This window comes from Streptomyces sp. NPDC101178 (genome assembly GCF_044767965.1).
Classification (GTDB): domain Bacteria; phylum Actinomycetota; class Actinomycetes; order Streptomycetales; family Streptomycetaceae; genus Streptomyces.
Genome location: NZ_JBIWOZ010000007.1, coordinates 216,950 through 243,465, shown reverse-complemented (window position 1 = coordinate 243,465; position 26,516 = coordinate 216,950). Strand labels below are relative to the sequence as shown.

Sequence of the window (26,516 nt, the reverse complement as noted above, 5' to 3'; positions counted from 1 at the left end):
GCGGACGGAAGGTCAGCCCGCCGGCTGGAGCAGGTCCCAGCGGTTGCCGTACAGATCCTCGAAGACGGCGACCGATCCGTACGTCTCGTGCCGGGGCTCCTCCAGGAAGCGCACGCCCGCCGCGCTCATCCGGGCATGGTCGCCCGCGAAGTCCTCGGTATACAGGAAGAACCCGACCCGCCCGCCGGTCTGCGCCCCCACGCTCGCCTCCTGCGCCCCGCCCTTCGCCCGCGCCAGCAGCACCCCCGTACCGGCCGCCGCCCCGCGCGGGCGCACCACCACCCAGCGGGAGCCGTCGCCCCGGTCGGTGTCCTCCACCAGCTCGAAGCCGAGCGCGTCGCGGTAGAAGGCGATGGCCTCGTCGTAGTCGCGGACGACGAGGGTGACCAGGGCGATGTGGGACATGGGTCTCTCCAGGAGTCCGGCAACATAGTTATACGTAACACTAACGCTGCTGGTCCTACCGCGTTGGTGCAGGGTGGGCGGCAGGACGTCGAGCCCGGCTGGTCGATCAATGACGCCCCTGGCTGGTACGGGGGAGGTGGGCGAAGTCGGCGCAGGACCCTTCTCGCGCATGTCCATATTGAGCGCGGTTTGCTCGGGTCCTACTCCACTCCGGATGCCAGACGAATGAGCGAAATCGTTAAGGCGCCCGCCGACTGGCTGTTTCGCCAGCAGGCTTTGGGTTTGAACCCGACAGCTCAGAGGTGGGTCCGGGCGTGGGGTCGCAGTTCGCGGTGTCTCGTCGTTCACGGTGCGCGGGCTTGTCAGGTGGTGTTCGCGTTCTCGAACCGAGGTGTGCCGGGCGCGGTCGCAGCGGCGACGGCGCGAGACTTCCGACTGTCCTGAACTTGACCTTCTTCCCTAGTGGTTCCACGCAGATCCAGACCGTGCGGCCTGTTTTGGCCTTGAGGCACCTCCTCTTCGACGGATGAAGTCGCATGGCTTTGCTTTCGCTATCCAGGAGGTGGTGATCTGGAACACACTTGACGAGGCCCCTTCGGTCCTTGAGTCTTGGCTGACTTTTGTGAAGACCATGTGGTAAACGGGGCGGGGTTGTGAGTGGTGGGGTGTGGCGTCGTGTGCGTCACGGTGTGTGCGTGACGGCCGTGTTGGCCACCATGGTGAGCGTGATGCCTGCTCAAAATTCGCAGGCCATGACGCCTTTGGTTCCCGCTGCGCCAATAGGTTCGCCGGAGGTCCGAGCTTCAGCCGAAGCTGCGGCGACCGGGGAACGGGTGGAGGTTCTGGAGGAGCGCACCGAACGGGAGACGGTCTTCGCCAATCCGGATGGGGCGACTTTCACGCTGGAGAAGTCGATCGTTCCGGTCCGAGTGGCTCCCCAGGGGGAGTGGGTTGAACCCGACGTCACCCTCGTGCGCCATACGGACGGGTCGGTCGGTCCCAGGGCGGCCGCTGTCGATCTGTCGTTCTCAGCCGGGGGTGATGGGGCGGATCTCGTCACGATCGCTGAGGGTGCGCGATCGGTATCGCTCGGCTGGCCCGGCATTCTTCCCGCGCCCCGGCTGGATGGTGAGCGGGCGGTCTACGAGGACGTACTGCCGGACGTGAACCTGATCCTTACCGCGACCGTTGAGGGCTTCCGGCAGGTGCTGGAGGTGGAGTCCCCCGAGGCGGCGGCCAACCCCGCGCTGAAATCCATCGAGTACCAATTCGGTGCGGAGAATCTGACGGTCCAGCCCAGTGCCGGAGGAGGAGTGGACGCCGTGGACGGCAACGGCCTGCCGGTGTTTCGCTCACCCGCCGCCCGGATGTGGAACTCCGCAGGTGACAGCCAGCCCTCCGCCCCTGCGCAGCGTTCGCTCTACCTGCCCTCGGTCGTTGACTCCGGGACTGAACAACCGGTAGCAGCAGGCCCTGCTGAAGAGGGTGATCCGTTGGCCGGCCCGGGGCCCGGCGACGCCTCGTCGGTGATGGACCTCAGACTGACCGACTCCACGGTGACGGTTGAGCCGGACGCCGATCTGCTGGCCACTACCGATGAGCGTGACTTTCCGCTATACGTCGATCCGTCGGTGGAGCTGAACGAGTCCGAGCGCACCGTGCTTTCTTCGGATGGTGACGTTTTCTGGAACTTCTCGGGCGGCGCCAACGGGATGAGCGTCGGCAAGTGCGGCTCGGCGGTGATCGGCGGAGTCTCCTACTACTGCGGCAACGGCTACGTGAACCGTATGTACTTCGAGTTCGAACCCGGCAAACTGAAGGGCAAGCACGTCCTGGACGCCACGTTCCGTGTCACGGAGACATGGTCCTTCTCCTGCTCTGCCCGCTGGGTCGACCTGGAACGTACGAACAACATCTCGCAGTCCTCTCGCTGGCCCGGCCCTGCGAAGCTGGACCAGATGGGTGACCGCAACGTGTCGGCGGGCCGCGGCAGCCATTGCAGTCCTGCGCAGCCGAGGGATGTCATCGAGTTCAACGACGACCCGGCGGAGACCGATGAGAATCTGACGCCTACCGTCCGCAGTTTCGCCGATGGGAAGATCCCGCGGCTGACACTCATGCTGATGGCCAAGGACGAGTCGGACACGATCTCGTGGAAGCGGTTCGACGACGACGCTGTCCTCAGCGTTGACTACGTGGGAAAGCCGGCCAGGCCCACCAACATCGGCCCCGCCTCAGGGAGCACCCCCACGTGCAAGACGGCTGAGTCCTCTCCGGCGATCATGACCACCCCCACGCCCAACCTCACCGCTACACCCCAGACCGAGGCCGGTGGGGAGTCCGGTGCACGGCTGAGGATCGCCATGGACGTCGACAAGAAGCAGACCGACGGTACTTGGGTCAATGCCATGAGCGAATTGGAGAGGCCGAGCACGGGGTACGTCGGTGACAACGTGAGGGTGGCGGCTACTCCTCCGGCGCTACCTCAGAACACGCTGCTACGGATGCGCGCCTGGACGCGGTCCTATTACGGGTCTGGAATCCTCGCGGGACCTTCCAACGCCTCCACGACAGGCTGGTGCTACTTCAAGATCGATAGCACCGCTCCGAAGCCCCCGACCATTGTCTTCAACAAGATTGATGCCGACTCGTACACAGAGTGCACGGCAAACGACTGTGTGCCGCGTGGAAAGCCAGGCAAGCCCGGATCATTCACCCTCGGTCCGGCGGCCGGTGACGTCAACACCGCCTACCGGTACTGGCTGACCAGTGGCTCCTACAACTCGGGCATCTCGGCTTACAAGACCGGGGCGAAGGTGACCATCGCCCCCGTCCCGCCGATTTCGGGGACCATGACTTTGCACGCCGAGGCCAAGGACACCTACGGCCCGGGCGCGACCGCAACGGTCGACTTTGTCGTCAAGGAAGGCAATGGGCCTGTCGGACGCTGGAATTTCCACGAAGCGTCCGGAGCAGCCGTCGACTCCTCGACCAGCGACCCGGCGCTCAGGGACAACGCGACCCTGACTGGCAATGCTGCCCGCACAGACCAGGGGCGACGCGGTGAGGTGACGGTCCTCCCTGCCTCGGGGGCCGCCCCGGCGGTGAAGAGCCCCGACAACGGGCTCAAGCTGAACGGCACCACCGCCTACGCGGCTACCGCCGGGCCGGTCATCGACACCCGTGCGTCGTACACCGTGGCGGCGTGGGTCCGTATGGACGACCCGACACGCAATGCCACGGTACTGGGCCAGGACGGAGCCAACCGGAGTCCCTTCCTGCTGGGCTACGAGCACACCCTCAAGAAGTGGTCCTTCCGCCAGGCCACCGTCGACGCACCGGCAGGGGGAACCTGGTCCTACGAGAAGGTCGTATCCAAGAACCCGGCGGTTCCGAAAGTGTGGACTCACCTCGCCGGAGTCTTCAACGCCGTCGACAACACGATCAGCTTCTACGTCAACGGAGAGCACCAGGGCACCACCCCGTTCACAACGCCGTGGGCCGCCAACGGCCCTCTGCAGATAGGACGCGTGCACTGGTCCGGTACCTACGCGGACTACTTCCCCGGCCTGATCGATGAAGCAGCTGTGTGGCAGGAGGCCCTGACCGAGGCACAGATCCGGCAGGAGAGTGCCGTGCTGAATGCGGACGGAAAGGCCTCGGTCGAGCTGGTTGCCGCATGGAACCCGGCGGGAGCACAGGGATCATCCTTGGCCGACGGCGTATCGGGCTACGGCCCCACTCTCACCCTTTCTGCGGGTGCCTCACTGGCAGGTGAGGAGGTGGTGCTCAACGGCACCACCGGGGCAGGTACGACCCCCGGACCGCTGGTGGACGACACAGGTTCCTTCACCGTGACCACCCAGGCCGTGGTCGACCAGGCCAAGATCCTGGCCAAACCGAACGGCTACAAGGCACAGATCGTCGGCCAACGGACAGCTACCGGATCCTCTTGGAGCCTCTGGTTCGAGAAGACCGGCACCCGCCAGGAGCCCGAGTTCGACGAGAACGGTGATCCGGTCATCGACGACAACGGCAACCCCAAGACGACGACGGTACCGGTCGGCCGCTGGCACTTCGGCCGCCTGACGGCTGACGGAACCGGGGCTTCCGTCCAGAGCATCGAAGAGGCCTTGATGGACACGGAAACGCGCCTGACCGGTGTCTACAACGCGCAGGACGACACGATCCAGCTGTACCTGACGTCCGACCAGCAGACCAGCGACGGCATCGGCTATACCGCGCAAGTCGGTACCGGCGAGTTCGCGGCCGGCAAGGGCTACCTCGGGGCCTGGGGCAACTTCCTCCCCGGACGGCTCAGCGACATCCGCCTATGGGCCGGGGCGCTGAACGACGGTGAGCAGGTCTCCGAGATCGTCGGAACCTGAGAGCCCCACCCCCTTTCTCCATCCGAGCGTGGCCCGCACCACTTGGGCCGGCCACGCTCGACCACCCGTAGCAACGCCACACCGCCGTCCGGCCTGTCCGCCGGCCGGCCGCTCCTGGAGAGAAGACGTGTCCGTGTCCCGATCCTTTTCCGCGTCCGTGAGGCTCAGCGCAAAACGCCGCTCCGCCTCCGGTGGCCGGAGACTCCGTGTGCCCCTGGTCGGGGCGTTGGCTCTCATCCTCTCCGTACCGACCGGACTCACCCCCCTGGCGATGGCCGCGGACCCGTTGGGACGTCCCGATGTTCCCGCGCCCCGCGTGAGCAAGGTCAGGACCGTCTCAGCGCTCGGGGCCGACGAGGCCCGCGAGCAAGTGGCGAAGAACAAGGCTCTCAACACCCAGCAGGCTGCCCGGGCGCGCAGTGAGCGGTCCGCCCGCTGGCCGAAGGCCGCGAAAGGAACCCACGAGATATCGGGCAAGCCGGGGGCCTCCCGTACGGCCTTCGTCTCTGTGACGGCACCTGCCCTCGCAAAATCAGCAGCAGGACGCAGCGCCACCCCGGCTCCGGTCGCTGACGGCACCGCCACGGTGAAGGTCCTCGATCAGAAGTCGGCCCGCAGCGTCGGCATCACCGGCGTCGTGTTCACCGCCGCCGCCGAGTCCGCAGGCGATGCCGGACTCATCGTCGACTACTCCTCCTTCGCCGACGCGATCGGCGGCAACTGGGGCTCCCGCCTCGGCCTGGTATCCCTTCCCGCCTGTGCTCTGACCAGCCCGCAGAAGAGGGAGTGCCGCACCCGGACTCCCGTGGCATCCCAGAACGACGGCCTTGCGCAGACCGTATCCGCGCAGGTGGAGGTTCCGCGGGCAGCTGCTGTCAACAGCAGCACGGCACCGGCGAGTGTGTTCGCCGTGACGGCTTCTGCCACCCCGGCGTCGGCGGCGGGCGACTACAAGGCAACCCCGCTGGCGGCCTCCTCCAACTGGGAGGCCGGCGGTTCCTCGGGCTCGTTCACCTGGTCCTACCCCGTCAGCATCCCGCCGGCAGCCGCAGGTCCGGCACCCTCGCTCTCGCTGGCCTACGACTCGGGCAGGATCGACGGCCGGACTGCGAACACCAACAACCAGGGCTCCATGCTGGGAGAGGGATTCGACCTCACCTCGTCCTACATCGAGCGCAAGTACGGTTCGTGCGACGACGACGACCAGGCCGACAAGTCCGACCAGTGCTGGAAGTACGAGAACGCCTCGCTCGTCCTGAACGGCAAGGCCACCGAACTCGTCAAGGACGACACCAAGGGCATCTGGCGGCTCAAGAACGACGACGCGTCCCAGGTCACCCACGAGACCGGAGCCGACAACGGCGACGACGGCGACACCATCGTCAACGGCAAGGGCGACGGCAAGGGCGAATACTGGAAGGTCACCACCGGCGACGGCACGGTTTACACCTTCGGCCTGAACAAGCTGTCCGGCGCCGGCACCGAGCGCACCAACTCCGTCTGGACGGTCCCCGTCTTCGGCGACGACTCCGGAGAACCGGGCCACTCCTCCGGCACCAGCTTCTCCGGTCGCGCCAAGACCCAGGCATGGCGCTGGAACCTCGACCTCGTCACCGACGTACACGGCAACGCCTCTACCTTCTGGTACAAGGCAGAGACCAACCACTACGCCAAGAACGGTGACAAGACCAAGCTCGCCGCCTACACCCGCGGCGGCTACCTCGCCGAGATCAAGTACGGCCAGCGATCGGACACCCTGTTCACCGGAACGCCTTCCGGCAAGGTGACCTTCAGCTACAGCGAGCGCTGCACCGCTGACGACTGCTCCTCGCTGACCGAGGACACGGCGAACAGATGGCCAGACGTCCCCTTCGACGCCATCTGCACCGCGAGCGAGACCGACTGCCTTCCCACCGGCCCGGCCTTCTTCACCCGCAAGATGCTCACCGGCATCAACACGAGCGTGTGGTCCACGGCCGCCGAGCCCGATGCGTACAAGACGGTCGACACCTACACACTGACCTACGCGTTCCTGGACGGCGCGGACATCGGAAACCCGTCCGACAAAAGCCTGACGCTCAAGTCGCTCCAGCGCACCGGCAAGAACGGCGGCTCCATCGCCGTACCGCCGGTGGAATTCGACTACCACATGCGGCCCAACCGCGTCGACAGCCCGACCGACAACGTCGTCCCGCTGACCCGGCCTCGACTCAACACCGTCACCACGGAAACCGGCGCGATCACCACGGTCACCCTTTCCGACCCGCAGTGCGTCCGCGGTAGCAAGATGCCCACAGCAGAGGACGACAACAACCTCTCCTGTTATCCCGTCTACTGGCCCGTCAACGGCGGTGACCCGAAGCTCGACTGGTTCCACAAGTACAACGTCATCGCCGTCACCACCTCCGACCCGGCCGGCCAGAACCCCGCCGTGGAGAACTCTTACACCTACGAACGCCCAGCCTGGCGTTTCAACGACGACCCCTTCACCCCCGCGGACGAGCGGACCTGGTCCACTTGGCGCGGCTACCAGAAGGTCACCACGTACACCGGGGACACCGACCACCCGCAGTCCAAGACGGTCCGCCTGTTCATGCAGGGAATGCACGGGGACAAGCGCCTGGACGGAACCACCCGCAGCGTCCAGGTCCTTGGGATCGACTTTGCGGGACTGAATGTCTCGGACGCCACGGACCTGGACGTCTATGCGGGATTCCTCCGCCAGGAGATCACCTACAACGCCGCAGAGCCCGTCTCCGTCACCTGGCACAACATTTGGTACAAAGAAACCGCAAGCCAAAAGCGCTCGCACGCGACCACCAAGTCGAACTACGTCCGTACCGCCCGGACATACCTGAGCACCTACCTACCCGTCAGCAGCACGTGGCAGCGCAGCAGCACGACGTACACATACGACGCCACCTACGGCATGGCCACTCATACTCAGTCGAGCGGCGACATGGCCAAGACCGGCGACGAGACCTGCAGCCGCACCTGGTACGCCCGCAATACGGCCGAGGGTCTGACCAGCCTGGTTTCCCGTACTCGCGTCGTCGGCTCCGACTGCGCGGACTCCGCCGGGGCGACGATCACCGACGACAAGCTGAACCTTCCCGCGAACTCCAAGACCCGCGGCGACGTTCTCTCCGACACCGCGGTGGTCTACGACAACCCGTCCGCCACCGGCTGGTCCGCCTCACAGACGCCGACCCGGGGCCTTCCCACCTGGTCCGGCCGCGCCGAGGCCTATCCGGCTGCCGCCGGTACCGCGGACCGCCACCCCGCCGTCAACGGCGGTTGGCAGACCTCTGTGAAGACGACCTACGATTCCCTCGGCCGGCCGCTCACCGTCACCGACGCCAAGGGATACGTCACCTCCACCGCGTACTACCCAGCGGCCGCCGGCCCGCTGACCGCCGCCATCGTCTCCGCGCCCAAGCTCACCTCCTCCAACGGCCAGATCCACAAGGCGTACACCTACGTCGATCCGGCCCGTGGATCAGTGACGAGCACGCTCGACGCCAACCTCAAGAAGACCGAGAACACGTACGACGCCCTCGGCCGCATCACCGCGACCTGGGCTCCCAACCGCACCAAAGACATCGACACGCCCACGGCGAAGTACGACTACAACTTCGCCCGTGGCAGTCAGCCCTGGACCTCGGTCGGCACCCTCAAGGCCGACGGCCAGAGCTACAACACCAGCTATGCCATCACCGACGCCCTGCTCCGCCCGCTACAAACTCAGACCGCTTCGCCCCTCGGCGGCCGGGTTCTCACTGACACCCGCTACGACTCCCGTGGCCTCGCCTACGAGACGTACGCCGACGTCTACGACAACCTCAAGGCGCCGGAAGGCAGATACGCCCGTGCCTCCTACGCCCACACCCCGGCCCTGACCCGAACGGCGTACGACGCGGCGGCCCGGCCCACGAAGACCACCTTCACCGTGTTCGGCGAGGACCGCTGGTCGACCACCACGAGCTACACCGGCGACTCCACGGCCACCACAGCCGTCAAGGGCGGCAACGCCTCCCGCACCATCATCGATGCGCTGGGCCGCACCACCGAGACGCGTACCTACGGCGGCACCGCGCCGAACGACACGGCGTACGGTGCCACGACCGGCACCGCCTACACGCGTGTCAAGTACGACTACACCCGCGACGGCAAGCAGTCGGTGATCACGGGCATCGACGACGCCAAGTGGACCTACTCCTACGACCTGTTCGGCCGCCAGACCGGCACGACCGACCCGGACAAGGGCGCCTCCAGCACCGAGTACACCGACCTCGACCAGGTCAGCCTGACCACGGACGCGCGCAACGCGAAGCTGCTGTACGAGTACGACGAGCTCGGCCGCAAGACCGGGCTGTGGCAGACCGCGAAGTCGGATGCGAACAAGCTCGCCGACTGGACCTACGACACCCTCCTCAAGGGGCAGCCCACCGCCTCCACCCGCTACGTCGGCGGCGCCACCGGCAAGAAGTTCACCAAGCGGATCACCGAGCACGACACACTCGGCCGTCCCATCAGCACCGACCTCGAGCTGCCGGCCGACGACCCGCTGGTCACCTCCGGCGCGGTCACGTCCCCTCTCACCTTCGGAACGGCGTATCTCGCCGACGGGAGCGTCGCCAACACCAAGGAACCGGCCGCCGGTGGTCTCCCCAAGGAGATCATCTCGCCCAAGTACAACTCGCTCGGACTGACGACCGAACTCTCCGGCACCAGCACCTACCTCCTCGGCGTCACCTACTCCGCGCTCGGCCAGGTCGAACAGCTCACCCTGGGTGCAGGTGCCAAGAACACCTACATCACCAACAAGTACGAGGCGGGCACCGGCCGCCTCACCCGCAGCCACGTCACCAACCAGACGCACCCGTACATGCTGCAGGACCTCAACTTCGCCCGGGACGACGCCGGTAACGTCCAGTCGATCCTCGACCCCACCACACTCGGCGGCACCACCAAGGCCGACAACCAGTGCTTCACTTACGACGCGCACCGTCGTCTCACCGAAGCCTGGACCCCGAAGACCGCCGACTGCGCCACGGCGGGCCGCACCACGGCCAACCTCGACGGTGCGGCACCGTACTGGACGAGCTACACCTACAACAGCGCCGGCCAGCGCAGCACCGAGACCACCCACACGACCACGGGTGACGCGACCACCGGCTACGAGTACAAGACACCGACCGGCCAGCCGCACCCGCTCGTCAAGACCACCGGCGCCAACGCCGCGACGTACGGCTACGACCTGGCGGGCAACACCACCAGCCGCCCCGGCACCCAAGCCCCCCAGACCCTGCTCTGGAACACCGAAGGCGAACTGTCCTCCACCACCGAACCAGCGGCCGGTGCCAAGCCCGCGCTCGGCACCAGCTACCTGTACGACGCCGACGGGGAACTCCTGATCCGCCGCGCGAGCGGCGACGGCGATACGGTCCTCTACCTCGGTACGACGGAGGTGCGCCTCACCACCAAGGGTGCGGCGAAGACCGTCTCCGGCACCCGCTACTACAGCGCGGCCGGCCAGACGATCGCGGTACGCACGGCAACCGCAGGAACTGCAGGGAGCAAGCTCAACTTCCTGGCGGCCGACCACCACGGCACCAGCAGCATCGCCACCGACGCCACCACCCAGGCCGTTACCAAGCGCTACACCACCCCCTTCGGAGCCCCGCGCGGAACTCAGCCGGCGGCCTGGCCCGACGACAAGGCATTCCTCGGCAAGCCGACGAACTCAGCAACGGGCCTGACCCACATCGGCGCCCGCGAGTACGACCCGGGGATCGGTCAGTTCATCAGCGTCGACCCCATCCTCGAACTCGACAAACACCAGACCCTCAACGGCTACAGCTACGGTGGCCAGGCTCCGGCGACGAACTCCGACCCCACGGGTACGCGTCTCGACTCGGGTAATGGCCGACCCGGTAATAGCAGTGCGGCACCGGTTCCTCCGGCTCCGATCAACTGGGATGCGCCGCCTGGGACTGGCTCCACTGGCGGTACGGCTACAGCCGGCAACGCTGGAGGAATCAGCGGTACCCCTCGACCTAGCCCAGGACCGAGTCCAACCCCAGGCCCTTACACAGACTCAGGAGTTGACAAAATACTACCCATTATCAAGTGGGTATGGAGCAACATTCTCGGCATGCAAGAGCCCGAGAAGCACTTGAGATGTAATGTTGACGGCTCCTGTGAGTACCTTGCGAACGACGTGGCCGTAATGCCTTGGACGCCAGGGGGGGGCTAGTCGTCAAGTAGCTGGAGTGGGACGTGCCGGTGCGGCCATAAGGATCTCGGATCTCGTAAAAGGCGCGAAGGAGACCATTAGGGCGCTCCCGTTCAAGAAGGGTGGCAAAACTCAGGGCCTAGGGGTATATCGGGATGCGCGCATTCATCTCGTAAACAGCGGGAATAAGGCTGTCGATGACGACCTGTGGAGGATTGCTAACGAGAGACTTCGAGAAGTTGGCATTAGGAGAGGGTCGGCGACTTCTGCCACAGCCAGCGATGTGGAGCAGAAGTTTGTCGCAATGATGATTCGCGACAAGGTCAATAAGGCTGAGGTAGTGATTAACAACCCGAGCGGCCCCTGCAGGCAGCCTATGGGCTGCGATGCGGTCTTGAACACCATGCTGGGCGAACGGCAGCTGAGGGTACACTGGCCGAACGGAAGGGGTGGTTTCACCTCTCACCTGTATGGGAACGGGAACGTAGGAATGGGCGGACGATGAATCAAAATCGGGTGCATGCTTTTTATAAGGCGCAGCATGTGCGTGAACCGGACGTGATTGACTCGGTTGAGGGGGTCGATGCAATGATCGATTCCCTTGCCTTTGGGGAAGAGTTCGAGAGCATGGCTGTTCTGCATAGCCAGCAGAGGGGGCTCCTTCCTTCGGGATTCCCTGATCATGAATTCATGGTTGGCGTAAACGGGAAGCGGCAGGTTGGTATTCTGAGCTTCACGGATGATGCGAACTACCTGTCGCTTGGAAGTCGTCCGAACGGGGAGGGCGAGGTCACGTATCATATCGCCGAAAATCCGACGGAATTTCCCGTATCGGCGGAAATCCCTCTTTCTCTCGTGCGTGACGCGGCAAGAGAGTTCCTTCTCTCTGGTGGGAGGCGGCCGGTGTGTGTGGAATGGCAGGATGAGCCGGAAGTCTGATGGATCTATAATTCCGCAGGAGCTTCTTCGAGATGGCCGCAGATGGCGGAGCCTCTTCCGAACCTCATAATGTTGCACGGTAAAGGGCGAGGGCGGCCGCCCCGGTTGTTGATGCGATTGGTGCTGTAGTGGAGCTTCGTCAGGAGCCGCCAGCCTTCGAGGGTGACCATGGCTGCTCGCCTATGGTGTGCGGCGAGATCCGGGCTGGCTCAGTCGCTGACATCACCCAAGCGCGCGACGCTGGCCTGGTCGACCTGCTCGCAAACGCCATAGAACTGCAGATCCTCGCCGACGCCGTCGACCGGGCCCGGAGCCTCGTGCGGACCGGCCGGCGCCGCATCCTCGGCATCGCCGGGCCGCCCGGCGCCGGGAAGTCCACCGTGGCGCAGCGGCTGGTGGAGGCCCTGGTCGGACGGGCCGTCCTCGTCCCCATGGACGGCTTCCACCTCGCCGGCGCCGAGCTGGAGCGGCTCGGGCGGGCCGACCGGAAGGGCGCGCCCGACACCTTCGACGCGGCCGGGTTCGTCGCCCTCCTGCGGCGGCTGCGCGAGCCGGAACCCGAGCACGCGGTGTACGCCCCCGCCTTCGACCGGGCCCTGGAGGAGCCGGTCGCCGGGGCCCTGGCCGTGCCGCCGGACGTGCCGCTCGTCGTCACCGAAGGCAACTACCTGCTGCTCGACGAGGGTCCGTGGGCGCCGGTGCGCGGGCTGCTCGACGAGGTCTGGTTCCTGGACCTCGATCCGGAGGTCCGGGTGCGGCGGCTGGTGGAGCGCCATGTGCGGTACGGGAAGCCTCCGGCGTACGCGCGGGCGTGGGTGGAGCGCTCCGACGAGGCGAACGCCCGGCTGGTGGAGAGGGGAAGGGGTCGGGCCGACCTGGTGGTGCGGCTGCCGTCGTAGCCTCACGCCCCGACCCGTTCGCATACGCCCTCCTCCACGGGCAGGATGCATGGAGTCACGCCCTGCCGTACCCACGCACCGCCAGGAGGCCCCGATGTCCAGCCCGAACCAGCCCGCCTCGCCCCCCGTGCCCTTCACCGCGGAGGACTACCGGGCCCGGATGGCGAAGGCGGCCGAGTCCGCCGCCGAGGCCGGGCTGGCCGGGGTGATCGTCGCGCCCGGGCCCGATCTCGTCCATCTCACCGGCTACCAGCCCGTCTCCACCGAGCGCCTCACCCTCCTCGTCCTGCGGGCCGGCCAGGAGCCGGTCCTGGTCGTCCCGACGCTGGAGGCACCCGACGCGGCGGCCGCCGCCGGAGCGCCCGCGCTCGCGCTGCGGGACTGGACCGACGGCGTGGACCCGTACGCGGTGGCCTCCCCGCTGCTCGCGCCCCAGGGCCGCTTCGGCGTCAGCGACAACGCCTGGGCCATGCACCTCCTCGGCCTCCAGCGGGCGCTGCCCGACACCACGTACACGTCACTCACCGAGGCGCTCCCGATGCTCCGGGCGGTGAAGGACGCCGCCGAGCTGGAGCGCCTGGCGGCGGCGGGGGCGGCGGCGGACGCCACGTACGAGGAGATCCTGAAGGTGCGGTTCTCCGGCCGCCGGGAGAGTGACGTGGCGGCCGATCTCGCCGCGCTCCTCAAGCACTTCGGCCACTCGCAGGTCGACTTCACCGTCGTCGGCTCCGGGCCCAACGGCGCCAACCCGCACCACGAGGCGGGTGAACGCACCATCGAGCGCGGCGACATGGTGGTCCTGGACTTCGGCGGCCTCAAGCACGGTTACGGCTCCGACACCTCCCGTACGGTCCATGTCGGCGAGCCCACCGCCGAGGAGCAGCGGGTCCACGACATCGTCCGCGAGGCCCAGGAGGCCGGCTGCGCCGCCGTGCGGCCCGGGACCGCCTGCCAGGAGGTCGACCGGGCCGCCCGCGCGGTGATCACCGAGTTCGGCTACGGCGAGCGGTTCATCCACCGTACGGGCCACGGCATCGGCGTCACCACGCATGAACCGCCGTACATGATCGAGGGCGAGGAGCAGCCGCTCGTCCCCGGTATGTGCTTCTCCGTCGAGCCGGGCATCTACCTCCCGGGCCGCTTCGGGGTCCGCATCGAGGACATCGTGACCGTCACCGAGGACGGCGGCCGCCGCCTCAACGCCACCGACCGTGAGCTGGCGATCGTCGACTAGGGCCGAGGAGTTCAGTCGTCCGCCAGCACCACGCACGACTCCGGCGGCAGCCGCAGCACCCCGTCCCTGCCCGGTGCCTCCACCGGCTCCCAGGCCGCCAACACCCGTCCGCCGGACCGGCGGTGACGCCCGAGACCCAGTGGGATCGCCGCCGGTACGTCCGCCAGGTTGACGACGACCCGGACATCGCCTCTGCGGTACGCGATCCAGCGGGCGTCCTCGTCGTACGCGACCTTCACCGCCGCCAGGTCGGGGTCGTGGAGGTCGGGCAACGACCTCCGTAGCGCGATGAGTTCGCGGTACCAGGCCAGCATCCTGGCGTGCGGTTCGCGCTCCGGCTCGTCCCAGTCCAGGCAGGAGCGGTCGCGGGTCGCCGGGTCCTGCGGGTCCGGGATCTCCTCCTCGGCCCAGCCGTGCGCGCCGAACTCCCGCCGCCTGCCGTTGCGTACGGCCTCCGCCAGCTCCGGGTCGGTGTGGTCGGTGAAGAACTGCCACGGCGTCCGCGCCCCCCACTCCTCGCCCATGAAGAGCATCGGCGTGAACGGGCCGGTCAGCACCAGGGCCGCCGCGCACGCCTGGAGGCCGGGGGAGAGGGAGGCGGCGAGGCGGTCGCCGAGGGCCCGGTTGCCGATCTGGTCGTGGGTCTGCGCGTAGCCGACGAAGCGGTGGGCGGGGGAGCGGGAGACGTCGACCGGGCGGCCGTGGACGCGGCCCCGGAAGCTGGAGTACGTCCCGTTGTGGAAGAACGCCGACGTGACCGTCTTGGCCAGGGCGGCGAGCGGGGCCCGGGCGAAGTCGGCGTAGTAGCCCTGGGACTCGCCGGTGAGCGCGGTGTGCAGGGCGTGGTGGAAGTCGTCGTTCCACTGGGCGTGCAGCCCGAGGCCGCCCGCCGGGCGCGGGGTCGTGGTGCGCGGGTCGCAGAGGTCGGACTCGGCGATCAGCCCCAGCGGCCGGCCCAGCTCCACCGCGAGCGCGTCGACCGCCGTCGACAGTTCCTCCAGGAAGGTGAGCGCCCGGGTGTCGGCCAGCGCGTGTACCGCGTCCAGCCGCAGCCCGTCCAGCCGGTAGTCCCGCAGCCAGGCCAGCGCGCTGCCCAGCAGGAACGCCCGCACCTCGTCCGAGCCCGGCGCGTCCAGGTTGACCGCCGCGCCCCACGGCGTGTGGTGGGTGTCGGTGAAGTACGGGCCGAAGGCGGGCAGATAGTTGCCGGACGGGCCCAGGTGGTTGTGGACCACGTCCAGGACCACTCCGAGCCCCAGCCCATGTGCCGTATCGACAAAGCGCTTAAGCCCTTCCGGCCCGCCGTACGGTTCGTGCACCGCCCAGAGCGAGACCCCCTCGTACCCCCATCCGTTGGTGCCCGGGAACGGACAGACCGGCATCAGCGACACATGGGTGACCCCCAGCTCCGCCAGATGGCCCAGCCGCTCCGCCGCCGCGTCGAACGTGCCCTGAGGCGTGTACGTCCCCACGTGCAGTTCATACAGCACCGCACGGTTCAGCCGCCGCCCCGCCCACCCGTCGCGCCAGGCGTACGCCTCCTGGTCGACCACCGCGCTCGGCCCGTCCGGCCCGTCCGGCTGGCGCCGCGAACGGGGATCCGGCAGCAGCGGCCCGTCGTCCACCCGGAACCCGTAACGCGTCCCGTCCGCCGCCTCCGCCCCGGCCCTCCACCACCCCTCCCGCAGCGGATCGCGCTCCATCGGGTACCGGACCTCCGCCGCCTCCAGCACGACTGTGTCCGCCTCGGGGGCCCACACCTCGAACCGCATCCACCACTCCTCGTCCGTACCGTCCGCCACGTGCGTAACAGAGAGACCGTCAGGCCGGCCCGGTGTCCGGAGGCGGCCCCGCGCCCGGCTCACCACCATCCATGACCGCCGGCCTCTGGAACCGCCGGTTACCGGCCATTAAGGTCTGGTCCTGATCATTGCCCGGCCCGCTCACCGCTCATACAGGTTCCGTTCATCCGTACGGCTCATGGAGGCATCGATGCCCGTACCGCAGTTCCCGCCCGGCTTCCTCTGGGGAGCCTCCGCCTCCGCCTTCCAGACCGAGGGGGCGGTGGACGCCGACGGCAAGGGACCCTCGGGCTGGGACGCGTTCGCCGCACAGCCCGGCCGGATCAAGGACGGCACCGACACCACCCGGGGCACCGGCTTCCACGCGCGCTACCGCGAGGACGTGGCCCTGCTCGCCGGGCTCGGCGCCGACGCCTTCCGGTTCTCCATCAGCTGGCCGCGCGTGGTCCCGGGCGGCAGCGGGGCCGTCAACGCCGACGGGCTCGACTTCTACGACCGGCTCGTCGACGAGCTGTGCGCCCACGGCATCACCCCCGCCCCGACCCTCTACCACTGGGACACCCCGCTCCCGCTGGAGGAGGCGGGCGGCTGGCTCGACCGGGACACCGCCTACCGCTTCGCCGAGTACGCCGGAATCGTCGCCGAGCGCCTCGCGGACCGGGTCCCGATGTGGATCACCATCAACGAACCCGCCGAGGTCACCCTGCTCGGCTACGCGCTCGGCGAGCACGCACCCGGCCGCGCGCTCCTCTTCGACGCCCTGCCCGCCGCCCACCACCAGCTCCTCGCCCACGGCCTCGCGGTCCGGGCCCTGCGCGCGGCCGGCGCGGACACCATCGGCGCGGCCTTCTCCCACGCCCCGGTCTGGACGGCCGGCGACGCGGACGAGGACCGCGCGAGCGCCGAGCTGTACGACACGCTCACCAACTGGCTCTTCGCCGACCCCGTCCTCACCGGCCGCTACCCGGACGAGGCCATCGCCGCCCTGATGCCGGGCCCGGTCGCCGAAGACCTCAAGGTCATCTCCACCCCGCTCGACTGGTACGGCGTCAACTACTACAACCCCACCCTCGTCGGCGCGCCCCGGCCGGAGGCCCTGGAGACCTTCTCCGGCTTCGCGATGCCCGCCGAACTCCCCTTCGGGATACGCGAGATCCAGGGATACGAGAAGACCGGCTTCGGCTGGCCCGTGGTTCCCGAGGGCCTCACCGAGATCCTCACCCTGCTGCACCGCCGCTACGGCGACCGCCTCCCCCCGCTCCACATCACCGAGAACGGCTGCGCCCTGGACGAGCCGCTCGCCGACGACCGCCGCATCGCCTATCTGGAGAGCCACCTCACCGCCCTGCGCGCGGCGATGGACGCCGGGGTCGACGTACGCGGTTACTTCACCTGGTCGCTCACCGACAACGTGGAGTGGACGGAAGGAGCCTCGCAGCGGTTCGGCCTGGTGCACATCGACTACGAGACCCTCGCCCGGACGCCGAAGGCCTCGTACGCCTGGTACCGCGAGCTGATCCGGACCCAGAAGCAGCGGAAGCAGGGGCAGATCCGGAAGGAAGCGGTCGAGGGGGCTTTCGCGGCTCCCTCCGAATGATCAATACTCCCGCCATGGTCGCTTCATGGTGGTCCCGCGCCCGGCTGGGGATCTTCGTCCACTGGACACCCGCCTCCGTCCCCGGCTGGGCCCCGCCCTACGTTCCGCCGGAAGAACTCCCGGCGGCGGGCCGGCGTGCGCCGCTCGGCTGGACCTCGTACGCGGAGTGGTACGAGAACTCCCTCCGCTTCCCCGGCTCCCCGGCCGCCGCCCACCACCGCGCCACCTACGGCACCCGCCCCTACACCCACTTCGGCCGCGACTTCGAGGACGGGCTCGCCACCTGGGACCCGGCCGCCTGGGCCCGCTCCTTCCGCGAGGCGGGCGCCGGGTACGCGGTGCTGGTCACCAAGCACCACGACGGCTTCTGCCTCTGGCCCTCCGAGACGAAGAACCCGCACCGCACCGGCTGGCACACCACCCGGGACGTGGTCGGAGAGTTCGCCGAAGCCGTACGGGCCGAAGGCCTCCGCTTCGGCGTCTACTACTCCGGCGGGCTCGACTGGACCTTCGACGACCGGCCCATCGGCACCGCCGCCGACATGTTCTCCGCCGTCCCGCGCGGCGGCTACCCGGCCTACGCCGACGCGCAGCTGAGGGAGCTGATCCGGCGCTACCGCCCCGACATCCTCTGGAACGACATCGCCTGGCCGGCCTCCGCCACCGAGATCCGCTCCCTCACCGACTTCTACCGCTTCACCGTCCCCCACGGTGTCGTCAACGACCGCCTGCTCCCGTACGCACCTCACTGGCGGGCCCTGTCGCTGCCGGGCGCCAAGTCCCTCTACAACTGGTGGGACCGGCGCACGGTGGCGCAGGGCGAGGGGTTCGTGCCGCGCACTCCGCCGGAGTTCGACTTCCGTACGCCGGAGTACGCCCGGTACACCGGCTCCGACCCGTACGAGATCACCCGGGGCATCGACCACAGCTTCGGCTACAACCGCAACTCCGGCCCGGACGCCTTCATCGGCCGCGAGGCCCTCACCTCACTGGTCCGCGACACCGCGGCCGACGGCGGAAACCTGCTGCTCAACGTGGGACCGCGCGGCGAGGACGCGACGATCCCCGCCGAGCAGCTACTCCGGCTCGACTGGCTCGCCGAGGAGACGGCGAGCGGCGAACTCAGCTCGGACCGAACACCAGGTCGATCCGCTCCTGAGTGACGGGATGACCGGCTCGGGCGAACGCGGCGGCCATCGGCGCGTTCGCGCGGTCCGTCGCGCCCGCGATGAACTCGGCGCCCTGTTCGACCAGGAAGCGGGTGCACTCCACCAGCAGGTCGTAGCCGTACCCGTGCCCGCGTGCCTCGGGGACGACGCCGATGAAGCCGATGCACGGCCCGGACGGGTTGTGCGCCGGCACCTGGATGCCCGCCACCTCGCCGTCCGGCGTGTACGCCAGCTGCCACCACTCACGCGGCGAAGGACACCAGTGGAAGAAATCCAACTCCTCCTGGGCCGCCGCCTCCAGACCGCCCGGCCCCGCGATCGCCCGCCGGGCATGGGCGTCCAGCGTGACCGAGTGGACCCGGCGCAGGACGTCGAGGATCACGGCGTCGTCCGGCTCGGGCCGGAAGGTGAGCCGGCCCGGCCGCTCGGGTAGCGGGCGGTCGGGCGTCCACGTATAGCGGTAGCGCTCGACGAGCACCTCCATCCCGGCCGCCCGCGCCGCGCCGATCCGCGCCTCGGCGGCGGCCCTGACCTCGGGCACCTCCCGCCAGCCGGGCGGCACGAGCAGGGAGTACTCGGTTCGGAAAGGGGCGCGGCGCAGGAGTTCGGCGGCGGCCTCCTCCTCGCCCGGCGCGAAGTCGAACCAGTCGAGCGCGATGGGCGCGGTGTCGTCGGGAGCGGCCCACCAGGCGGCCCTGGCCACCACGGTGTGGTCGCGCAGCGCGACCCAGGTCCAGTCGGGGCGGTACTCGCCGCCCTCCGCCAAGGTGGCGTAACGGTGGCCGAAGGCGCCACGGCCGACGAGGTTGTCGTCGTGCAGGGAAGGGAAAAGACCGGCGTCGCTCGAAGTGAGCGCGCGAATGACCAGGTCGGTCATGAAGATGTCCTCCAGGGACGGGATACCGCGCTCCCGGTCGGACATCGTGACGTCCGAGACGTCAGACGGAGACCGACACCGCCCGGTGGACGGGGCGGGAGCGCGGGGGCGAGAAGCTGCGGATGCCGGTCATGCCGGTGGGGTGGTCACGCATGGTCTCGCCTCCCTCCATGACCTGGGCCGATGTCGGTGCCGACCGTAGTCGCGGCCCGGACGCCCTGTCCACCGATTAACGCGCCGGACCGTGACCGGGCGGGCGCTCGAACTCCGGTGCAGGTCGGAACGGCCGGGAAGACGGGCCCTTCTGGACACTCCGGCCCCCTCGGCCCGACAATCGACGATGTGACGTCGTCCCCCGAGTTCCACACGTATCCCGCGCGGCTGTCGGACGCCCAGCGCGACCGTGTCCTCGGCGTGCTCAGAGAGGGTGCCGCACAGGGCAAGCTGTCGCACGACACCTTCATGCGGCGCATGGAGCTCGCCCTCGTCGCCCGCCGCCCCGAGGAACTGGCGGCCCTCACCTCGGACCTGGACTCCGGCAGCCGCTTCTCGCAGGGACTCGTCAAGGCCGTCGGCGGGATATCCGCCTTCCCCGGGCGCCTGCGCCGGGCCTGGCAGACCGAGCGGCTCCCGAAGCTGCTGCTGCCCGCACCGAGCCCGTATCCGCTGCTCATCGGCCGTGACCCGGGCAACGGGCTGCGGCTCAACCATGAGACGGTCTCCCGGCTGCACGCCGAACTCACCGTGCAGCACGGCCGCTGGGTCCTGCGCGACCTCGGCTCCACCAACGGCACCTGCGTCAACGGCCAGCGGCTCGTCGGCGCCATCCCGGTGCGCGACGGGGACCAGGTCAGCTTCGGCCGGATGAGCTTCCGGCTGACGACTCCGTCCCCGCGCCCGCCCACCTGACCGGACCCAGTGACCCCCGGCACCCCGTCACCCGAACGGGTGTATGCCGACTGCGGTGAGGCCCCGGCGGTGGTCCGCTGAGAGGCAGGTGCGTCGACAGCCGACGCCACGACCGCAGGGGGCGACGAAAGATGGCGGCCGACCGCTCCGAGGCCCTGCCCACCGCCCGGCGCCCGTACCGGCTCGCGGGCGGGCAGCCGGGACTGCTGGAGCCGGGAGCCGCGACCGATCCGTACCGCCTGCGGCTGTACCGGATCCTCCGCACCGACTTCCCGCTCGGTTACGACCCAGGCCTCGGCGCCTGGCTGCTGAGCCGGTACGCGGATGTGGCCCTGGCCCTCACCGACCCGCGCTTCACCGGCTACCCGCACGACGGCGCCCCGCGCGGCCCGGTCCCGGCGCCGCTCGGGCTCTGCCGGGGGAGCCTGGTCTGCACGCCGCTGCCGGACGGCGGCGCGGCCCCGGAAGGCAGCTCCGCCGTCGAGCGCACCGCGTACGTCCTGGCCCACCGCATAGCCGGCCGCGACCGGGCGGACCTGGTCGCCGAGTTCTGCCGCTGGCTCCCCGCCGGGGCCGACGCCGTGGCGGCCGGACGCTCCTACCCGGACCTGCGCGCCCGGCCCCGGACCGGCGGCGCGGGCACCGACTGCGTCCGGCACACCGGGCTCCGCGAACGGGCCCTCGCCTCGTTCCTCGCGAACATGCTGGACGACCCTGACCTGCTCGACGCCGTGGCGGGCTCCGAGGCCGGGACCGGGATGCTGATCGGCCGGGCCTGGGCCGAGACGCTGCGCCGTGACCCGCCCGTCCAGATCGTGCTGCGCCGCACCCGCACCGAGGTCCGGGTCAGCGGCGGCATGCTGCCCGGCGGTGCGCCCGTCGCCTGCCTGATCGGCGCGGCGGGCCGCGACCCGGCCCGGTTCGCCGCCCCGGACCGGTTCGACCCGCTGCGCGCCGACGCCGATCCGCTGCTCACCGGACCGGCCGGCTGCCCCGCCGCCCTCCTCGGCCGCCTGGAGGCCGAACACGGCCTGCGCGCCCTGCTGACGGCGATGCCCGGCATCCGCTGGGCCGACGGCTTCCGCCCGGTGTCGACCGGGGTGCTCACACGGGGACCGCGCACCCTCCTCGTACAGCCCTCCTGATCACCCCTTCTCCCGCACCCGCCGCAACAGCACCACCGGCCGCTCCCCGAACAGCGCGCCCGCCGCCACCGAGCCGCCCGCGAACTCCCGCCCGGCACCGGGCGCCAGCACATCCCGCCAAGGCCCCCCGTCCGGCAGCTCGACCACCGTGTCCCGCCACCCGCCGTCCTCCGCCAGCCGCAGCGACAGCCGGGTCGCCGCCGCCACCACCTCGCCGGACCGGCTGAAAGCCACCACGTGCCCGGCCGCCGCACCCCGCGCCTCCACCGGCACGTACGTCCCCGACTCGCCGAACACCTCCGGCAGCTCCCGCCGCAGCCGCAGCGCCGCCGCCGTCACCACCTGCTTCTCCTCCTCCGGCCCCTCCGGCCGCCGGAACGGGCTCCGGTTGTCCGGGTCGACCAGGGCCAGGTACTCGCTCTCCGTGCCTTGGTACAGATCCGGTACGCCCGGCATCGTCAGCTGCACCAGCGCCGCCCCGAGCACCTGGGCCCGGATATGCGGAGCCAGCGACTCCGCGAACGCGGTCACCAGCCTCCGGGCCGTTCCGGAAGCGCTGCCCGGCCCGGCCGCCACGAAGTCCGTCACCGCCCGCTCGTACGCCTCGTCCGGCTCCGTCCAGCTGGTGAACAGCCCGCCCTCGCGCACCGCCTTGAGCAGCGCCGGCTCCAGCCGCGCGCCCAGCTCCTCCGCCGGCAGCGGCGCGCAGCCGTACGACGACTGCCAGGCCTGCCAGGCCAGCTGCGGGTCCGGCGCCGCGACGGGTGTCGCCCCGGTCAGCTCGGCCACCAGCGCCGCCCACCGCTCCGGACACTGCGACAGCACCGCGATCCGGGCCCGGACGTCGGCGCTCCGCTTGGTGTCGTGCGTGGTCAGGACCGTGCCCGTGGCGGGCCAGTCCCGCGCGATCCGGGCGGCGAAGGCGTGGAACGCGTCCACGGTCACCGCAGGCTGCCCCGGGTCGCCGCCGACCTCCGTCGCAGAGATCAGCGGCACGTACCGGTAGAACGCGGTGTCCTCCACCGACTTGGCGTGCAGCGCGGACGCGGTCTGCGCGAACCGGGCGCAGAAGGACGCCTGTTCCTCGCCGTCACCGAGCCGCCCGAGCGCCAGATCCCGTACGACATCGACGGCGGCGGCCTCCTCCGGCACGGAGAAGACCGCCTTCGCGTCCCGTACCGCGTCGTCCGGAAGCGTCTCCTCCGCGATCCGGGTCGGCGGTACGCCCGCCGTCACGTACGGCCGGTAGACCGGCACCCGTACCAGCAGCTCCCGGATCGCCGTCCGCAGCGCCCACGGCGCGTGGTCGCGCAAGGCCGGGTCGGCGGCGCAGACGGAGGCGGCGAGCCGGGTCAGCCAGGCGGTCTCGGACGCCAGCTCGTGCGTGGCCACCCGGTAGGCGGCGCGGCGGACGGTCGCCTTCCAGTAGCCGCCCCGGTCGCCGGGCGGGCCCGCGAACTCCCGGTAGCGGCCGAGCAGCTCCGCCGCGCCCGCCGGGTCGGTGAACAGCCCGTCGATCCGGTGCAGCGCGTCGTACCCGGTCGTCCCGGCGACCGCCCAGCCGGCCGGCAGGGGCTCGTCGCCGGTGAGGATCTTCTCCACCACCGTCCACCGGCCGCCGGTGGCCTCGTTGAGCTGCCGCAGGTACGCGGCCGGGTCGGCGAGGCCGTCCGGATGGTCGATGCGCAGCCCGTCCAGGACGCCGTCGCGGAGGAGTTCGAGGACCTTGGCGTGGGTGGCCTCGAAGACCTCGGGGTGCTCGACGCGGACGCCGATCAGCTCCGAGACGGTGAAGAAGCGGCGGTAGTTCAGCTCGGTACGGGCGAGGCGCCACCAGGCCAGCCGGTAGTGCTGCGCGTCGAGCAGCTCCGGAAGCGGCAGCTCCGCCGTGCCCGCCCGTAGCGGGAACTCCTGCCCGCCGTAGCGCAGCACCTCCGAGCCGGCATCGACGGAGAGGGAACCCAGCTCGCCGCCGAGCGGACCGGCCAGGACCGGCAGCAGCACCTTGTCGCCGCCCGCCGCCCAGTCGATGTCGAACCAGCGGGCGTAGGGCGAGGCCCGGCCCTCGCGCAGCACCTCCCAGAGCTGCCGGTTGTGGCGGGGCGCGGCGGCCATGTGGTTGGGCACGATGTCGAGGACCAGCCCGAGTCCGTGCTCCCGGGCCGTGGCGGCGAGGCTCCGCAGCCCCTCCTCACCGCCCAGCTCCTCCCGTACGCGGCTGTGGTCGACCACGTCGTAGCCGTGCGTGGAGCCGGGGACGGCCTCCAGGACGGGCGAGAGGTGCAGATGGGAGACGCCGAGTGCGGCCAGGTACGGCACCGCCTTCTCGGCCGCCGGGAAGGGGAAGTCGGGCTGGATCTGAAGCCGGTACGTCGCGGTGGGCGTCATGCCCTTCTACGTACCCCGCCCGGGGCGACCTGTGTCACCCCGGGCGGGACGCTCACCCTTGCCGATCCTGTGGGCAGGGCTTCGGACGGGCCTGCGGACAGACCTCAGGCGGGCCGCTTCAGCACGGTCAGGCTGCGCCCGATCAGCGTCACCCGCTCGCCCTCCGCCACCTTCGGTCCGGCCCCCGGAGCCACGCCCTCCGCGCGTGCGGTGTCCACGACGACCTGCCACTGCTCGCCGTGGTCCACCGGAACGGCGAACTCCAGCGTCTCGGCGCTCGCGTTGAACATCAGCAGGAACGAATCGTCGGCGATCCGCTCCCCGCGCGGCCCCGGCTCCGAGATCGCCTCACCGTTGAGGAACACGGTCATCGCCTTGGCGTGGGCCGCCTGCCAGTCCTCCTGCGTCATCTCCTCACCCTCGGGAGTGAACCAGGCGATGTCGGAGAGCTCGTCGTGCGTGCCCTCCACCGGCCGCCCGTGGAAGAAGCGGCGACGCCGGAAGACCGGATGGTCGCGGCGCAGCCACACCATGGCCCGGGTGAACTCCAGCAGGTTCCGCCGGAACTCGTCGTCCGGTGCCTCCGGATCGGGCCAGTGGATCCAGGCCAGCTCGTTGTCCTGGCAGTAGGCGTTGTTGTTGCCCTTCTGCGTACGGGCGAACTCGTCGCCGTGGCTCAGCATCGGCACGCCCTGCGACAGCATCAGCGTGGCGATGAAGTTCCGCATCTGCCGGCCCCGCAGCTCCAGGACCTCCGGATCGTCCGTCTCACCCTCGACACCGCAGTTCCAGGACCGGTTGTGGCTCTCGCCGTCCCGGTTGCCCTCGCCGTTGGCGTCGTTCCGCTTGTCGTTGTACGACACCATGTCGTGCAGCGTGAAGCCGTCGTGGCAGGTGGTGAAGTTGATCGAGGCGAGCGGGCGGCGCCCGTCGTCCTGGTAGAGGTCGGAGGAGCCCGTCAGCCGTCCGGCGAACTCCGCCAGGGTGCGCGGCTCGCCCCGCCAAAGGTCGCGGACCGTGTCGCGGTATTTGCCGTTCCACTCGGTCCACAGCGGCGGGAAGTTGCCCACCTGGTAGCCGCCTTCGCCGACGTCCCACGGCTCCGCGATCAGCTTCACCTGGCTGACCACCGGGTCCTGCTGGACCAGGTCGAAGAACGAGGAGAGCCGGTCCACCTCGTGGAACTGGCGGGCCAGCGTGGCCGCCAGGTCGAAGCGGAAGCCGTCCACATGCATCTCGGTCACCCAGTACCGCAGCGAGTCCATGATCATCTGGAGGACGTGCGGGGACCGCATGAGCAGTGAGTTCCCGGTGCCCGTGGTGTCCATGTAGTAGCGCTGATCGTCGGTCAGACGGTAGTACGAGGCGTTGTCGAGGCCTCGGAAGGAGAGCGTCGGCCCGAGGTGGTTGCCTTCGGCGGTGTGGTTGTAGACGACGTCGAGGATGACCTCGATGCCCGCCTGGTGCAGCGCCTTCACCGCCTGCTTGAACTCCAGCACCTGCTCGCCCCGGTCGCCCCAGGAGGCGTAGGTGTTGTGCGGGGCGAAGAAGCCGATGGTGTTGTAGCCCCAGTAGTTGGCGAGCCCCATGTCGGCCAGGCGGTGGTCCTGGACGAATTGGTGGACGGGCATCAGCTCGATCGCGGTGACGCCCAGCTCGGTGAGGTGGGCGATGACCTCCGGGTGCGCGAGCCCCGCGTATGTACCGCGCAGCTCCGGCGGAAGCCCCGGATGGAGCATCGTCAGGCCCTTGACGTGGGCCTCGTAGATCACGGTGCGGTGGTAGTCCGTACGGGGGCGGCGGTCGTCGCCCCAGTCGAAGTACGGGTTGACCACCACCGAGCTCATGGTGTGCGGCGCCGAGTCGAGGTCGTTGCGGGCGTCGGGCTTCCCGAACGGGTAGCCGTACACCGCCTCGCCCCACTCGATCTTCCCGGAGACCGCACGGGCGTACGGGTCCAGGAGCAGCTTCGCGGAGTTGCACCGCTGCCCGTGCTGGGGTTCGTAGGGTCCGTGCACCCGGAAGCCGTACCGCTGACCCGGCATGATGCCGGGCAGGTACGCGTGGCGCACGAAGGCGTCGGTCTCGCGGAGCTCCACCGCCGTTTCTGAACCGTCGTCGTGCAACAGGCACAACTCGATCCGATGGGCGGCCTCGGAGAAGACCGCGAAGTTGGTTCCGGCGCCGTCATAGGTGGCGCCGAGGGGATAAGCGTGTCCCGGCCAGACCTGCATAGATGAGACTCTTCCACTTCTGATCCGGGTGCGGTGGCTTTCCTCGGCCTGTTACTCCCCGAATACTCCCCGAAAGTGGGGCGCACACCTAGTACGTCACGCGGTGCGGCCGGTCCCGTCGCCCTGCTCCCGGCCACACCGGTCAACTTCGGACACCGGGGTGCCGCCCCGGACGCGATTCCGGACGCGCCCGGCCGGCGGGCGTCCGGATCGCGGCCTTCGCGGGGGTGCCTAATCACTATGAATCCGCTCACTCCACCCGATCTTGCCGCAGGGAACAGGCCGTGCGGAC

Annotated in this window: 15 protein-coding genes; 10 read left to right on the top strand and 5 right to left on the bottom strand. The window is 69.5% G+C overall.

Translation table 11 applies throughout. The features are described 5' to 3' along the window. Positions 1-12: 12 nt before the first annotated feature. Complete coding sequence (locus ACIRR8_RS21510; RefSeq protein ID WP_404067090.1) at positions 13-405, bottom strand: VOC family protein; 393 nt, start codon at positions 403-405, stop codon at positions 13-15. A 695-nt stretch (positions 406-1,100) separates the two neighbouring features. On the opposite strand from ACIRR8_RS21510, the gene ACIRR8_RS21505 reads away from it, so the two are divergent. From ACIRR8_RS21505 to ACIRR8_RS21480, 6 genes are all read left to right on the top strand, one after another. Continuing rightward, positions 1,101-4,793, top strand: a complete 3,693-nt coding sequence (locus tag ACIRR8_RS21505) for a LamG domain-containing protein (RefSeq protein WP_404067087.1) — start codon at positions 1,101-1,103, stop codon at positions 4,791-4,793. A 208-nt stretch (positions 4,794-5,001) separates the two neighbouring features. Further along, complete coding sequence (locus ACIRR8_RS21500; protein ID WP_404067084.1) at positions 5,002-11,052, top strand: RHS repeat domain-containing protein; 6,051 nt, start codon at positions 5,002-5,004, stop codon at positions 11,050-11,052. 16 nt (positions 11,053-11,068) lie between these two features. Further along, the gene (locus ACIRR8_RS21495; protein WP_404067082.1) at positions 11,069-11,536 is read left to right on the top strand and encodes a DddA-like double-stranded DNA deaminase toxin; all 468 of its coding nucleotides are present in this window, start codon (positions 11,069-11,071) and stop codon (positions 11,534-11,536) included. Beyond that, on the top strand, positions 11,533-11,970 hold the full coding sequence (locus ACIRR8_RS21490; protein WP_404067080.1) for an Imm1 family immunity protein: 438 nt from the start codon (positions 11,533-11,535) through the stop codon (positions 11,968-11,970). Before ACIRR8_RS21495 ends, ACIRR8_RS21490 begins: the two co-directional genes overlap by 4 nt. Before the next feature lie 254 nt (positions 11,971-12,224). Then, the gene (locus tag ACIRR8_RS21485) at positions 12,225-12,869 is read left to right on the top strand and encodes a nucleoside/nucleotide kinase family protein (RefSeq protein WP_404067593.1); all 645 of its coding nucleotides are present in this window, start codon (positions 12,225-12,227) and stop codon (positions 12,867-12,869) included. A 94-nt stretch (positions 12,870-12,963) separates the two neighbouring features. Further along, a complete protein-coding gene (locus ACIRR8_RS21480) occupies positions 12,964-14,103 on the top strand; it encodes a M24 family metallopeptidase (RefSeq protein WP_404067077.1) in 1,140 nt (379 codons plus the stop codon). A gap of 11 nt (positions 14,104-14,114) precedes the next feature. Here the strand turns inward: ACIRR8_RS21480 and treZ are convergent, their stop codons facing one another. After that, positions 14,115-15,875, bottom strand: a complete 1,761-nt coding sequence (gene treZ, locus ACIRR8_RS21475; protein WP_404067590.1) for a malto-oligosyltrehalose trehalohydrolase — start codon at positions 15,873-15,875, stop codon at positions 14,115-14,117. 220 nt (positions 15,876-16,095) lie between these two features. Between treZ and ACIRR8_RS21470 the strand changes: the two genes are divergently transcribed. Beyond that, positions 16,096-17,502 (top strand): GH1 family beta-glucosidase, encoded by a 1,407-nt coding sequence (locus tag ACIRR8_RS21470; protein ID WP_404067074.1) that lies wholly within the window; start codon positions 16,096-16,098, stop codon positions 17,500-17,502. 14 nt (positions 17,503-17,516) lie between these two features. Next, entirely contained in the window at positions 17,517-18,665 is a 1,149-nt protein-coding gene (locus tag ACIRR8_RS21465) for an alpha-L-fucosidase (protein ID WP_404067072.1), read from the top strand. On the opposite strand, the gene ACIRR8_RS21460 is transcribed toward ACIRR8_RS21465, so the two are convergent. After that, on the bottom strand, positions 18,625-19,548 hold the full coding sequence (locus ACIRR8_RS21460; protein ID WP_404067587.1) for a GNAT family N-acetyltransferase: 924 nt from the start codon (positions 19,546-19,548) through the stop codon (positions 18,625-18,627). The genes ACIRR8_RS21465 and ACIRR8_RS21460 overlap by 41 nt on opposite strands. Before the next feature lie 342 nt (positions 19,549-19,890). On the opposite strand from ACIRR8_RS21460, the gene ACIRR8_RS21455 reads away from it, so the two are divergent. Further along, positions 19,891-20,457 carry a DUF1707 and FHA domain-containing protein gene (locus tag ACIRR8_RS21455; protein WP_404067070.1) on the top strand — a complete coding sequence of 189 codons (567 nt, stop codon included), beginning with the start codon at positions 19,891-19,893 and terminating at the stop codon, positions 20,455-20,457. 131 nt (positions 20,458-20,588) lie between these two features. Next, complete coding sequence (locus ACIRR8_RS21450; protein ID WP_404067067.1) at positions 20,589-21,602, top strand: cytochrome P450; 1,014 nt, start codon at positions 20,589-20,591, stop codon at positions 21,600-21,602. Here ACIRR8_RS21450 and treY read toward each other — a convergent pair whose 3' ends face one another. Next, positions 21,603-23,990, bottom strand: coding sequence for a malto-oligosyltrehalose synthase (gene treY, locus ACIRR8_RS21445; RefSeq protein ID WP_404067064.1), 2,388 nt, complete (start codon positions 23,988-23,990; stop codon positions 21,603-21,605). A gap of 104 nt (positions 23,991-24,094) precedes the next feature. Continuing rightward, a complete protein-coding gene (glgX, locus tag ACIRR8_RS21440; protein WP_404067061.1) occupies positions 24,095-26,224 on the bottom strand; it encodes a glycogen debranching protein GlgX in 2,130 nt (709 codons plus the stop codon). Between the last annotated feature and the right edge of the window lie 292 nt (positions 26,225-26,516).

Coding starts and splice junctions, on each gene's coding strand:
- ACIRR8_RS21510 (WP_404067090.1), bottom strand. CDS start 405: ATGTCCCACATCGCCCTGGTCACCCTCGTCGTCCGCGACTACGACGAG.
- ACIRR8_RS21490 (WP_404067080.1), top strand. CDS start 11,533: ATGAATCAAAATCGGGTGCATGCTTTTTATAAGGCGCAGCATGTGCGT.
- ACIRR8_RS21480 (WP_404067077.1), top strand. CDS start 12,964: ATGTCCAGCCCGAACCAGCCCGCCTCGCCCCCCGTGCCCTTCACCGCG.
- treZ (WP_404067590.1), bottom strand. CDS start 15,875: ATGCGGTTCGAGGTGTGGGCCCCCGAGGCGGACACAGTCGTGCTGGAG.
- ACIRR8_RS21470 (WP_404067074.1), top strand. CDS start 16,096: ATGCCCGTACCGCAGTTCCCGCCCGGCTTCCTCTGGGGAGCCTCCGCC.
- ACIRR8_RS21465 (WP_404067072.1), top strand. CDS start 17,517: ATGGTCGCTTCATGGTGGTCCCGCGCCCGGCTGGGGATCTTCGTCCAC.
- ACIRR8_RS21460 (WP_404067587.1), bottom strand. CDS start 19,548: ATGACCGACCTGGTCATTCGCGCGCTCACTTCGAGCGACGCCGGTCTT.
- ACIRR8_RS21450 (WP_404067067.1), top strand. CDS start 20,589: ATGGCGGCCGACCGCTCCGAGGCCCTGCCCACCGCCCGGCGCCCGTAC.
- treY (WP_404067064.1), bottom strand. CDS start 23,990: ATGACGCCCACCGCGACGTACCGGCTTCAGATCCAGCCCGACTTCCCC.
- glgX (WP_404067061.1), bottom strand. CDS start 26,224: ATGCAGGTCTGGCCGGGACACGCTTATCCCCTCGGCGCCACCTATGAC.